11 protein-coding genes and 2 tRNA genes are annotated in these 12,267 nt (G+C 68.9%); 3 read left to right on the top strand and 10 right to left on the bottom strand.

Annotation, left to right across the window (positions count from 1 at the left end; translation table 11 throughout):
• Positions 1-441 precede the first annotated feature (441 nt).
• Complete coding sequence (locus MFF06_RS16030) at positions 442-621, bottom strand: hypothetical protein (protein WP_238205705.1); 180 nt, start codon at positions 619-621, stop codon at positions 442-444.
• Between the two features lie 315 nt (positions 622-936).
• Positions 937-2,232 carry a solute carrier family 23 protein gene (locus MFF06_RS16035; protein ID WP_238205706.1) on the bottom strand — a complete coding sequence of 432 codons (1,296 nt, stop codon included), beginning with the start codon at positions 2,230-2,232 and terminating at the stop codon, positions 937-939.
• A gap of 533 nt (positions 2,233-2,765) precedes the next feature.
• On the opposite strand from MFF06_RS16035, the gene MFF06_RS22820 reads away from it, so the two are divergent.
• Entirely contained in the window at positions 2,766-2,936 is a 171-nt protein-coding gene (locus MFF06_RS22820; RefSeq protein WP_370876483.1) for a lysozyme inhibitor LprI family protein, read from the top strand.
• 302 nt (positions 2,937-3,238) lie between these two features.
• Here the strand turns inward: MFF06_RS22820 and MFF06_RS16040 are convergent.
• Positions 3,239-3,315, bottom strand: a tRNA-Arg gene (locus tag MFF06_RS16040).
• Between the two features lie 247 nt (positions 3,316-3,562).
• Here MFF06_RS16040 and MFF06_RS16045 point away from each other — a divergent pair.
• Positions 3,563-3,652 (top strand) — tRNA-Ser (locus MFF06_RS16045).
• A gap of 295 nt (positions 3,653-3,947) precedes the next feature.
• Here MFF06_RS16045 and mnhG read toward each other — a convergent pair.
• The 7 genes from mnhG to MFF06_RS16080 all read right to left on the bottom strand — a co-directional run bounded on the left by mnhG (position 3,948) and on the right by MFF06_RS16080 (position 10,503).
• Positions 3,948-4,289 carry a monovalent cation/H(+) antiporter subunit G gene (mnhG, locus tag MFF06_RS16050; RefSeq protein WP_238205709.1) on the bottom strand — a complete coding sequence of 114 codons (342 nt, stop codon included), beginning with the start codon at positions 4,287-4,289 and terminating at the stop codon, positions 3,948-3,950.
• Complete coding sequence (locus MFF06_RS16055) at positions 4,286-4,570, bottom strand: K+/H+ antiporter subunit F (protein WP_238205710.1); 285 nt, start codon at positions 4,568-4,570, stop codon at positions 4,286-4,288. The genes mnhG and MFF06_RS16055 overlap by 4 nt, the downstream gene beginning before the upstream one ends.
• Complete coding sequence (locus MFF06_RS16060; RefSeq protein WP_238205712.1) at positions 4,567-5,055, bottom strand: Na+/H+ antiporter subunit E; 489 nt, start codon at positions 5,053-5,055, stop codon at positions 4,567-4,569. The genes MFF06_RS16055 and MFF06_RS16060 overlap by 4 nt, the downstream gene beginning before the upstream one ends.
• Positions 5,052-6,656, bottom strand: a complete 1,605-nt coding sequence (locus MFF06_RS16065) for a monovalent cation/H+ antiporter subunit D (RefSeq protein ID WP_238205714.1) — start codon at positions 6,654-6,656, stop codon at positions 5,052-5,054. The genes MFF06_RS16060 and MFF06_RS16065 overlap by 4 nt, the downstream gene beginning before the upstream one ends.
• Positions 6,653-7,021, bottom strand: coding sequence for a Na+/H+ antiporter subunit C (locus MFF06_RS16070; RefSeq protein ID WP_238205716.1), 369 nt, complete (start codon positions 7,019-7,021; stop codon positions 6,653-6,655). The genes MFF06_RS16065 and MFF06_RS16070 overlap by 4 nt, the downstream gene beginning before the upstream one ends.
• Entirely contained in the window at positions 7,021-9,951 is a 2,931-nt protein-coding gene (locus MFF06_RS16075) for a monovalent cation/H+ antiporter subunit A (protein ID WP_238205718.1), read from the bottom strand. The genes MFF06_RS16070 and MFF06_RS16075 overlap by 1 nt, the downstream gene beginning before the upstream one ends.
• 219 nt (positions 9,952-10,170) lie before the next feature.
• On the bottom strand, positions 10,171-10,503 hold the full coding sequence (locus MFF06_RS16080; RefSeq protein ID WP_238205720.1) for a hypothetical protein: 333 nt from the start codon (positions 10,501-10,503) through the stop codon (positions 10,171-10,173).
• Positions 10,504-10,718: 215 nt separating this feature from the next.
• Here MFF06_RS16080 and selA point away from each other — a divergent pair, with 215 nt between their 5' ends.
• The gene (gene selA / locus MFF06_RS16085; RefSeq protein ID WP_238205722.1) at positions 10,719-12,161 is read left to right on the top strand and encodes an L-seryl-tRNA(Sec) selenium transferase; all 1,443 of its coding nucleotides are present in this window, start codon (positions 10,719-10,721) and stop codon (positions 12,159-12,161) included.
• Positions 12,162-12,267: the final 106 nt, after the last annotated feature.

The raw sequence follows: 12,267 nt of genomic DNA on the forward strand, positions 1-12,267 counted from the left end.
GTCTACCCGATGATTGCAAAACGGTAACGGTCTCAAAGTCGGCGCTGCCCCGATTCACCGGCACTACCGGCGAGCGTGGTTCAGTTTGCGAGGCAATTTTAATCACACATCAGACGCGGCGGGTCACGAGACGATCCGGATATTATCGGTCACACCAGCGCTCGTTGATGTAAGATCCACGGCTTCACAGCACTTTCGGTCCGACTTGGATCGCTCCGCCATTTCGTCATTGCGAGCGCGGCGAAGCAATTCAGCAAGCCGCTTTGTGCTGAAGGCGTCCCGCCGCTCTGGATTGCTTCGCTGACGCCCGCAAAGATGGGGGTGGTGTACGATCCAAGTTTTCCCCGAAAATGCATTAACGAGAACATCGCGTTTCGGTTGAGCGGAGGCTCGGCGTGGGAGGGCGTGGCTACCATCCCTGCGAGACTCATCTCCGCCGTCTCACTGAAGGGGCGCGGCGACGCTTGAGCTCCGGTCGAGGCCCTGCGTGAAGGTGTCGAGGGCGGCGATGTCCCGCGCGATGCGAGCGCCGTCAAGCGGGGTAGCGCCGTAACTCATGGCCTTATGACCGCGACGGTTGAACTGCAGAATCGTGGGCGGCGGTTCCGGCAGGTCTGCCATGACTGTCGTGGCGACCGGCCGTTTCTCCTGAGTCCGATCAGCCTCGGCAGATCGTCGGTCGGCTCGGCCGCTCGCAAATCGGGAAATTGAGCAAGTGCTCCGATCAGAACCAAGCACGCAATGGCAAAACGTGCCTTCGTTGATCCCACCTCGAACGTTTCGAGACGGTCTTCTGCTCACATTAAAAATCTCGATGATCCCGTTCGACGGTTGTGTGCCGCTCGATCGTGTTTTGCTTTTTTTAAAAGCGCGTGGATGGCGCCGATGACACCACCGCAAGTCTTTCGACCGGAACTCCCGCCGACCCGGTGCGCGTCACCCGCCGGTCGACGGCTCGCGTGCCGAGACGGCGCTCATGAGCTGGTACATGCCGATGGCGGCGAGCGTGGACGTGCCGATGCCGCCGATGGCGAAGCTGCCGAAGGCCAACGAGAAGTTTCCCGCCCCGAAGATCAGGGCGGTCCCGACGGTGAAGAGGTTGCGGGGCTGCGCGAAGTCCACCCGGTTGTCCACCCACACCCGGACCATGGCCCCCGCGATGAGGCCGAAGACGGCGACCGACAGGCCACCGAGGACGGGGGGCGGCACCGTCCGCAGCAGGGCGCCGAACTTCGGCGAGAAGCCGAGGCCGATGGCGAAGAGGGCCGCCGCGACGAAGACGAGGCTCGAGTACACCCGGGTGATCGCCATCACCCCCATGTTCTCGACATAGGTCGTGACCCCCGTGCCTCCGCCGGCACCGGAGATCATGGTCGCCACCCCATCGCCGATGAAGCCCCGCCCGATCAGCGGATCGAGGTTGCGCCCGGTCATCACGCCGATGGCCTTGATGTGCCCGAGGTTCTCCGCGACCAGGATGATCGCCACCGGGGCGATCAGCAGGATCGCCGGGAGATCGAAGGTCGGTGAACGGAAGGTTGGCCAGCCGAACCACGGGGCGGCGGCGAGCTCGGCATAATCGATCGCGGGCAGCAGCGCGAGCCCGTTGCCGAGGATCAGCACCAGCCCGTAGCCGACCGCGATCCCCGTGAGGATCGACATCCGCCGGGCGAGCACCGGCCCGATTGACGAGGCGAGCGCGACGGCGACCAGCGTCGTCAGCGCGACGGCGAGGTGCGGGCCGCTGCCCTGGATCCCCTTCACCGCGACAGGCGCGAGATTCAGTCCGATCGCCGCCCCGATGGCCCCGGTGACGACCGGCGGCATCAGGCGCTCGATCCAGCCCGTGTCGGTGAGCGTCACGATCAGCCCGATCAGGGCATAGAGGGCTCCGCAGGCGATGATGCCGCCGAGTGCCGGCCCGATATCGGGGTTCGGTCCGCTGCCCGTGTAACCCGTCACGGCGACGATCACGGCGATGAAGGAGAAGGACGAGCCGAGGTAGCTCGGCACCCGCCCGCCGGTGCACAGGAGGAAAATCAGCGTACCGACCCCGGAAAACAGGATTGCCAGGTTGGGGTCGAAACCCATCAGAAGGGGGCCGACGACGGTCGAGCCCGACATCGCCACGAGGTGCTGGGCGCCCATGAGGCCCGTCGCCGGCCAGGGCAGGCGCTCCTCGGGCAGAACAAGGGTACGCTGGGCCAGGGTCCAGCGGGGCAGGACAGTCATCCGCGATGTCTCATAGTCGGCGCGTTGCGCAACTGCCGCGCTCTAAGCGATGCCCGCCGCGATGGCGAGCGGGACGGTGAACGTGGGCCTTCGCGAGGAAGGAGATGGGGATACGCGCCACCCCATCCTCACCGCTGCACGGGGATCTCCTTCAGCACCATGCCGCCCTCGACCATCGCGGGCGGCCGATGGCGAAGACGGTGGGTCCTATGACGGGTGGCTTGCTCCGAAGTTTAGGCGAAACCGGTCCGCTGGCCATGCAGAATGCGCTCCAGCATGTGCTTCCTCTCCTCGGAAGCGCCGTCGTGCGACCACGGGCGAAGGCCGGGGTGGGGGCGGGAGACAGTCGCCGTCTGGTGAGGATTGCGCGATAAAGCAGGCTTGCCTCGGGTTCCTCATGCTCTGGCCCACCATGGCGATGGCCGAGGTGCCGGCGCTGTGTGCCGAGGCTCCCAATCAGACGGAGGGAACGCTGAGCGCGCAGCGCAAGCGGTGCCGCGGCCGAAGAGCACCCGAGGACGGCGCGGGACGCCTTGCGGGCGAAACTCGACCCGCTCGGGCGGCGCAACCTCGATCTCGCACAGGACGCATGGCGCCGCTTCCGCGATTTCGAATGCCATTTTGAAACCGGATACGATGCTAAGTACCCCGAGAGCACCGGAACGATGATCCCATGCTCATCGGCGAATGCCCGACGGCCATGACCGACCGCAGGACCCGCGACCTGACCGATCAGCTCGCCTGTTCAGGCGGGGATCTGTCTTGCGAACGATGAATGGCCCGTGGCCGGAGGGGCCATGAGCGACCGAGCGGTGTGATCGTCCGAAACGAAGAGTCGGTGCTACGGAAGTTTTCGCGTCAGGAAGCGCGGCTTCAGACAACTGACGAAGAGGGTGATGACGTGGCGGAGGTAATCCGCCTCACGGCCGACCGAGCCAGCGTGGATCCGATCCCAGCCAAAGCACAGGGCTGGTTCATGAGCAGGTTTGGCAGTCTTGATTGGAAGTGGCGCGCCCGAAAGGATTCGAACCTCTGACCCCCAGATTCGTAGTCTGGTGCTCTATCCAGCTGAGCTACGGGCGCCTGAACCGTGGCGGCGATGGATGCCCGCCGCGGTTGACGGGCTTCTACGGGGTCGGTTCGAACTTGGCAAGCGCCTTCTCGCAGCCCAACGCAGGTTTGCAGCCCACCACGGGTATGGTGGCTCGGTTGTCCGGCGAGGGAAGGGGGGGAGGGGGCTCACCGCAGTTCGTTCGTCACCGGCTCCGACCGTGTGCTCGTAGTTGACGCGGCTCGCGGAGCGACCGTACATCCGGGGGCGCCTGCGCGAGGAAGGGTGGCCGAGTGGTTTAAGGCAGCGGTCTTGAAAACCGCCGTGGGGGCAACTCCACCGTGGGTTCGAATCCCACCCCTTCCGCCACGGCGCTCCGGCGACCGCCCGTACGACTTCCGCAAGCCGCGACGATCGGTGGTGCTCGGGTGCTTGAGGGGCCTTCCCGTCGCTTTGCTCCCCGATTTGCTGCTTACGCCCCATCCGCCATCCGATTGCGCCAGTCGCCGCCGCCAGATCCGGTGGCGTTGGCGGCGGGGATCTTTGGAAGAGAACGCCCCTCTCCGTCCCGGACCGCGCGTGCGGCCGGACTGAGTCCTGAAAGAGATTTCGGATGGATCTTACCGATCGTCGATGCGTCGCTCGCGGCGACCCGTGAGGGAGCTCAGGTCTTCGGCGGGGCGCCGGGTCTCTTCTCGTGCCGGTCTCTGTGGGCGGCGGCCCGCGACAGCAGAATCAGCGTGACGGGTGTCGTGACGGTGATGAACAGGCCGATCAGAGCGTCCCGGAGCACCGGGCGGCCCTCGACCAGCGACAGTAGCAGCATCGAACTGAGGAGGATGAGGGTCGCGCCGAGCGTCGCGCTCAGGCTCGGTGCGTGGGTGCGTTCGTAGAAGGTTCGCAGACGGATCAGGCCGAGGGAGCCGGTCAGGGCGAATCCGGCGCCGGCCAGCGCCAGGGCGACGACGAGGCAGGCCGCCCAGAGGGGAAAGTCCCCGCCCGTCATTGGATCACCTCGCCCTGCATCAAGAATTTGGCGAGGGCCACGGAGGCGGTGAAGCCGAGGATCCCGATGATGAAGGCCGCCTCGAAATACAGTTCGCTGCCCGTGCGCATTCCGTGGACCACGATGGCCAGCATCCCGTTCACGTAGAGCGTATCGAGGCCGAGGATCCGGTCCTGCGCCCTCGGCCCCCGGATCATGCGCCACCCGGCCAGGGCCATGGCGAGGGTGAGCATCGCCTGCGCGAGGCCGAGGCCCCAATCCAAAATCAGCGCCGCGCTCATGCGAATATCTCCAGCAGGGGGCGCTCGTACCGTTCCTTGACTCGCCGGACCCACCCGTCGTCGCCGGTGTCGTCGAGGACGTGCAGCAAGAGACGCCCTGTATCGGAATCGTACTGGACCCAGAGGGTGCCGGGCGTGACCGTGAGCATGATCGCCAGAAGCGTGAGGCCGAAGGGATCGCGCAGTTCCAGGGGAATAGAGACGAATCCGGTTCGCCGCCCCGCCTGGTCCGGGCTCAGGATGATCCGCGCCACGTCGAGGTTCGAACGCACCATGTCCGCGAGTACGAGGCCGGCCAGACGCAGGAGCGCCCAGGGCCGGCGCAGGCGGACGGGCGCCGGCCGGAGTGCCCGCATCACGGCCGGAATGGTCAACCCGGCAGCCACGGCCAGGACCAGACTGCCGGGGCTCGGCGGCGCGTTCAGGAGCAGCCATGTCGCGGCGAGCGCCGCCGAGAGGATCGGATGGGGGAGCAGGCGGCTCATGGGGCCGAGCCTTCAACAGGGCCGAGCACCGCGCGGATGTAAGCCTGCGGCCGCACCAGCCAGTCCACCGTGGCATCGGCGTAGGCCAGGGCGGGCCCGCCCCACAGGGCTAGGGCAAGGCAGGCCGCCAGAAGACCGGCAAGGGCCGCGAACTCCGATCGGGCTAGGGTGGCCGGCGGCGCGTCCTGGCGCACCCACAGGGTCTGGATGCCGAGGCGAACGAGGGGCATCAGCGTGCCGAGGCTCGAGAGCGTCAAAGCCGCGATGAGCCACCAGCCGGCCGCCGCGAGCGGACCTGCCGCCAGCCCCATGAAGATCGCGAGCTTGCCCACGAAGCCGGGCAGGGGCGGGATGCCGACGAGGACCAGGGTGCACAGGAGGAAGCCGACGCCGAGCGTTGCCAGGACAGCGGGAATCGCCACGCCGATCTCCGTGGCGTCCGCGTCGTCGAACGGGTCGCGGTACTCGTCGGCGAAGACCGGTTCGGCGGTCCTCGCCGGATCGCGCCCGCGTTGCAGCACCTCGGCGAGAAGGAAGAGCGTCCCCGCCGCCAGGGTGGAGCCCACGAGGTAGTAGAGGGCGCCGGACAAGGCGGCGCCGTTGCCGGTGCCGAGGACCGCCAGCACCGTCCCCGAGGAGACCATCACCGCGTAGCCGGCGGCGCGGGTGAGGTCTCGGGCCGCCACGAGGCCGATCGTGCCGAAGGCGATCGTCGCCAGACCGGCCGCCAGGATGGTCGAGCGGCCGAACTGCAGCGACAGACCCTCCCCGAAGACGAGCAGGCTCAGGCGCACCACCACGTAGACGCCGACCTTGCTGAGGATCGCCAGGATGGCGGCGGCCGGGGCCGACGCCGCCGAGTAGGTGGTCGGAAGCCAGAAGCCGAGGGGCCACGCGCTGCACTTGATGAGGAAGGCGAGGCCGAGGATGGCGCAGCCGATCTCGAACAGGCCGAGGTCGCCGCCGGGCGGCACTGCGATGCGCCGGGCGAGGTCGGCCATGTTGAGCGTGCCCATCGTGCCGTAGATCAGGCTGACGCCGATGAGGAAGAACAGGGAGGCGACAAGGTTCACCGCGATGTAGCCCAGTCCCGCCCGGATCCGCTCCTCGCCGGAGCCGTGGAGCACGAGCCCGTAGGACGCGGCGAGCATCACCTCGAAGAACACGAACAGATTGAACAAGTCGCCGGTCAGGAAGGCGCCGTTCACCCCCATCAACAGCAGCAGGAACAGGCCGTGGAAGCGCGGCCCGGCCCGGCCCCACCGGGCGAAGGAGAAGACCAGCGCGCCGAGACCGAGCACGGAGGCCAGCGCCAGCATCATCGCGGACAGGCGGTCCGCCACGAGCACGATGCCGTAGGGCGCCGCCCAGTTGCCGAGGCGATAGACCCGCGGCGCCTCGCCCGCCCAGGACACGAGGACCAGTGACGCCGCCATCAGCACCAGCATCGTGGCGAGGCTCAAGCCGGCCTTCAGGGCGCGGCGGCGCTCGTCGATCAGGAACATCGCCCCCGCCACGGCGATGGGCAGGACGACGGGCAGGACGACCACATGGTCGGTCCAGACGCTGGTGACGTCGAAGTTGGACACGGGACCCGTCATGGCAGCGGGTTCCCGGCATCGGGTTCGGCCTCGTGCGGCTCGCGCCCGTCCACGTGATCGCATCCCGTCTCGCCCCGCGCGGCCAGCAGCACGACGAGGAACAGGGCGGTGAGGGCGAAGCTGATCACTACGGCGGTCAGCACCAGCGCCTGCGGCACGGGATCGTCCACCGACACCATTCCCGGGCCGACGCCGAGGACCGGCGGGGCGCCCACGGTGATCCGTCCCATGGCGAAGATGAAGAGGTTCACCGCATAGCCGAGGAGCGACAGGCCAAGGACGACCTGAAAGGTCCGCGGACGCAGGATCAGCCAGATCCCGGCGGCGGCCAGCACGCCGATGCCGAGGGAGAGGACGAGTTCCATTAGGCGGGCTCCCTGGCGGCCGCCCGTTCGGCCTCGGACTCGGCGGCCCGGGTCCGGCGCAGGGATTGGTGGGCGAGCGCCACCAGCATCAGCACGCTCGATCCCACCACCAGGATCATGATGCCGAGATCGAAGATCAGGGCGGAGGCGAGGGGCACCTTGCCCAGGACCGGCGCCTCCCAATAGGCGAAGGCCGCCGTGAGGAAGGGGTGGGAGAACGGCCAGGACATCGCGCCGGCCAGGACGGAGACGAGGAGGCCGAGGCCGATCCAGGTGATCGGCCGGATGCGCAGGCGCTCCTCGACCCACTCCGCGCCCCGGGCGAGATACTGGAGCATGAAAGCGATGGTGAGCGCGATTCCCGCCGCGAAGCCACCGCCCGGCAGGTCGTGGCCCCGCAGGAACAGGTGAAGTGCCAGGAGCACGATGAAGGGCGACAGCCATGTGATGACGGTGCGCGGCACGAGCAGGGCGTCGGAGGCCGTGTGGCCCGGCTCGCGGCCCTCGCGGGCCCTGTCGATGGCGTCGAAGCGGACCTGCTGAGCGGGCCGCTCCAGGGAGTCGGGAGCGGGGCGGAACCGGCGCAGCAGAGCGAAGACCGTCAGCCCCACCACCCCGAGGACGCAGATCTCGCCCAGCGTGTCGAAGGCACGGAAATCCACCAGCAGGACGTTGACGACGTTGCGCCCGCCCGCCTTCGGATAGGCCTCCTCCACGAACCAGCGGCTGATGCCCTCGACGGGCGGGCGGGTCATGACCGCGTAGGAAAGGCCGGCGAGGCCGGAGCCGGCGAGGACCGCGATCCCGAGATCAATGAGCCGCCGCCGCCTCGCGCGGGCGCGCTCCGACAGGGGGGCGGGAATCGCCTCGTCGCGCTTCGGCAGCCAGCGGAGGCCGAGGAGCAGCATCACCGTGGTGACGATCTCGACGAGGATCTGCGTCACCGCCAGGTCGGGGGCGGAGAGCCAGAGGAACGTCAGGCAGCTCACAAGGCCCGCGCCCCCGAGGAGGATCACAGCCGAGAGGCGGTGATACTTCGCCCGCTCCGCCGCGCCGAGGGCGCAGGCGGCCCCCGTGAGCCAGAGCATGGCGAAGGCGGGATCGAAGGCGGTGGTCCTGCCCTGTAGGAAGAGATCGACACCCCGTCCGATCCCCGTCGCCGTCGCGGCCAGCAGGGCGGCCAGGAAGATCAGGCGCAGTTGCGGCTGGAGCCGCTCCGTGCCCAGGATCGTCTCCAGGCGGCGGGCGCCGAGGACCAATCCGGTCATCGCCCGCTCGAACAGGTGGCCGCCGTCGAAGCGATCGAGCAGCCAGGGGCCGCCGCGGGGATTGGTGTCGATCCGGCGGCCGAAGATCCGGTAGAGGGCGACGCCGCCGGCCAGCGCCAGGACGCTCATCGCGAGCGGCGCGTTGAAACCGTGCCAGATCGCGAGGTCGTAGTCCGGCGTCCGGTCTCCAAGGACGGAGCGGGCAGCCCCGGCCAGGATCGGGCCGATGGTCAGGTTGGGTACCAAGCCGATGGCGATGCAGACGAGGACGAGCGCCTCGATGGGAATGCGCATCCAGCGCGCCGGCTCGTGCGGGGCGTGGGGCAGGTCCCGGGCCGGGGGACCGAAGAAGGTCTGACGGATGAAGCGCAGGGAGTAGAGCACCGTGAAGGCGCTTGCCACCGTCGCAAAGAAAGGGAGCGCCGTGTTGATGGGGTGGGCACCCGTGCTGTCGACGGCCTCCGCCAGGAACATCTCCTTCGACAGGAACCCGTTCAGCAGCGGCACGCCCGCCATGGCGGCGGCCGCCACCATCGCGAGGGTCGCCGTATAGGGCATCGCCCGCCACAGCCCGCTGAGGCGACGCATGTCCCGCGTCCCGGTCTCGTGGTCGATGATCCCCGCCGCCATGAAGAGCGACGCCTTGAAGGTCGCGTGGTTCACGGTGTGGAAGATCGCGGCCACCACGGCCAGCGGGGAACCGAGGCCGAGGAGCAGGGTGATCAGGCCGAGGTGGCTGATGGTGGAGTAGGCCAGCAGGCCCTTCAGGTCGTGCTGGAAGATCGCGCTCCAGGCGCCGACGAGCATCGTCGCCATCCCGGCGGTGCCCACGATCCAGTACCAGCTCTCCGTGCCCGACAGGACCGGCCAGAACCGGATCATCAGGAAGATGCCCGCCTTCACCATCGTGGCGGAATGGAGATAGGCGCTGATCGGCGTCGGCGCCGCCATCGCCCGGGGCAGCCAGATGTGGAACGGGAACTGCGCCGACTTGGTCAGTGCCCCGGCGAGGATCAGCACCAGGGTCGGCAGGTAGAGCGGGCTTTTTCGGATCGCCTCGCCCGCGCCGAGGACGGTGTCGAGTTCGTAGCTTCCCGCGATCTGCCCGAGGAGCACCATCCCGACGAGGAGGCAGAGGCCCCCGGCGGCGGTGATCGTCACCGCCATCCGCGCTCCGTCGCGCGCCGAGGCGTTGTCGGACCAGTATCCGATCAGCAGGAAGGAGACGACGCTCGTCATCTCCCAGAAGACCACGAGCTGGATCAGGTTACCGGACAGGACGAGCCCGAGCATCGCGCCGACGAAGGCGAGGAAGTAGCAGAACAGGCGCGGCACCGGGTCGGCGGCGGCCATGTAGTAGCGGGCATAGAGCACGACCAGCGCGCCGATTCCGAGGACGAGGACAGCGAAGATCCACGACAAGGCGTCGAGGCGCAGGACGAGCCGTACGCCGAGGCTCGGCAGCCAGTCCATCGCGGCGACGACGGGTTCCCCGCCAGTCGCCTGGGGGTACAGGAGAACGATGCAGGCGAGACCCGCCAGCGTCACGAAACCGGCCAAGGCGGCCGCCGCGTTCCGGGCGTGGCCGGGCAGGGCGATCACGGCCGCGCTTCCGAGGAAGGGCAGCAGCGCCGCCGAGACGAGGAGAAGGTGTGGCGGCATCGACCCGGGAAGAGGCGTGGACGGAGGGAGCCCTCACCGTCGCCGGTCCCGGCCATCGCGCCGGGAACGCGACGGCTTCACCGGCCCGGCGAATGGCTCGGGCTGCGCGTCCCCGTCACCTAGGTCCGCGATCCGGGACGACGAGTCGGCGCGCCCAGTATAGCCGCGCCGGGCGCCTCTCATAGGCAAGCCCGGTTCGGACGGCCGCGCCCGGCGCCCCTACGGCGCGGCGTCCAGAGCGCTGATCGGCGTCCAGAAGCAGGCTTCCTTCGTGGCCGTGCCGGCGATGCACGAATAGCCCGCCGTCCGCCCCTCGACGGCGACGTCCTCGCCCTTCTTCCAGTACTTGCACTCGCCGTTGGAGAGGCTGGAGTTGAGGAGCTGTCCGAAGCCGCTCTCGTCTCCCGCCTGGACGAGTTGGAACAGCCGTTCCGTCACCGCCATGGTGTGGCAGCCGAAACGCTCCTTCGTCACCGTCTCCGCGCGGGCGGTGGGGATGGTCGCCCCGGCAAGGACCAGGGCGAGGGTGAGGGCTGCGGCGTCGATTCTCATGGCGATGTCCTCCTGCGCCGACGGCCGGTGCTTCCGCGACCCGTGGGGCGCGGTTCCGACCGTCGATTCGTCTTCCCGCGGCGTGGCCTCTCGGCCTTCGGACGCCGCCCGGGGCGGGTGTTGCGCGCGAGATGTGGCCGGAATCCGGCTCCGGGACAGGGGTGCGGCGGCAATGTCCTGGCCGGGGGAGGGGCCTGCCACTATCACGGAAGCCGATGACCCAGGCCCGCCGCACCCAATCCCCTCAGTCCTCTCAGTCCCCTCCGCCCGCCTCCGATCCGCGCCGGATTCCCTCTGTGGACCGGCTCCTCGGCCACGCGGCGGCGGGAGACCTCATCGAGATCTACGGGCGCAGCGCCCTCACGGATGCGATCCGGGCCGACCTCGCCCGGATCCGCGCCGGGCAGGCCCAGGCGGACGACGGCGCGGGGATCCTCTCCCGCTGCGCGGACGCGCTCGCGGCGGAGCGACGACCGTCCCTCCGGCCGGTCTTCAACCTCACCGGGACCGTGCTGCACACCAATCTCGGCCGCGCCCTGCTGCCCCGCTCGGCCGCCGACGCCGTGGCCGCCGTGATGACCCAGGCCACCAACCTCGAATTCGATCTGGAGACAGGGGCGCGGGGCGAGCGCGACGACCATGTCGAGGCGCTGATCCGCCGGATCACGGGGGCCGAGGCGGCCATCGTCGTCAACAACAACGCCGCCGCGGTGCTGCTGGTCCTCAACGCCCTCGCCATGCGTAAGGAGGTGATCGTCTCCAGGGGCGAACTCGTGGAGATTGGCGGCTCGTTCCGGGTGCCGGACGTGATGGTGCGGGCGGGCTGCCGCCTGCGGGAGGTGGGCACCACGAACCGGACGCACCTGCGCGACTTCGCGGAGGCGATGGGTCCGCGCACCGGCCTCGCCATGAAGATCCACCCCAGCAACTACGCCATCACCGGCTTCACCGCCCAACCGGACCCGGAGGCCCTCCACGCCCTCTGCCGGGAGTACGGCGTGCCGCTCGCGGAGGATCTCGGAAGCGGCAGCCTCATCGATCTCGCCGCCTACAATTTGCCGCCGGAGCCGACTGTGAGCGCGGCGCTGGCGCGGGCCGACGTGGTGACGTTCAGCGGCGACAAGCTGCTCGGCGCCGTCCAGTGCGGTATCGTCGCCGGACGCAAGGATCTCATCGCCCGGATCAGGAAGAGCCCGCTGAAGCGCGCGCTGCGCGTCGACAAGATGACCTATGCCGCCCTGGAGGCGGTGCTGCGGCTCTATCTCCACCCGGAGCGCTTACACGAGGAATTGCCGACCCTCCGGCTGCTCACACGGCCCCGAGGCGACATCGCGGCCCAGGCGCACCGCCTCGCCCCCGCCGTCGCCGAAAGGCTGTCCGGCAGGGCCACCGTGAGCGTAGGCGACTGCGTGAGCCAGATCGGGTCCGGCGCCCTCCCGGTGGAGACCCTGCCCAGCGCCGCCCTCCTGCTCACGCCGACGGGCGGGGAGGGGGGCAAGCGCGGCGGCGGGGGACGCTGCCGCCGCCTGGCCGACGCCCTGCGCCGCCTCCCGGTCCCGGTGATCGGGCGGATCACGGAAGACACCCTCCTTCTCGATCTGAGAACGTTGGAGGATGAAGCGGGCCTTCTCAACAGCCTTTCAATGGTGCACGATTGACTGCGACTATTCGAATAGGTGCGAAACGATCGCATGGCCGCCGCGACGGGACCATCCTGCCGCGAACTGGCCTATAGTACCAGGACCCGGACCCGGCGGAACGCAT

The organism is Methylobacterium aerolatum (assembly GCF_022179085.1).
In the GTDB taxonomy this organism is placed as follows: Bacteria; Pseudomonadota; Alphaproteobacteria; order Rhizobiales; family Beijerinckiaceae; genus Methylobacterium; species Methylobacterium aerolatum.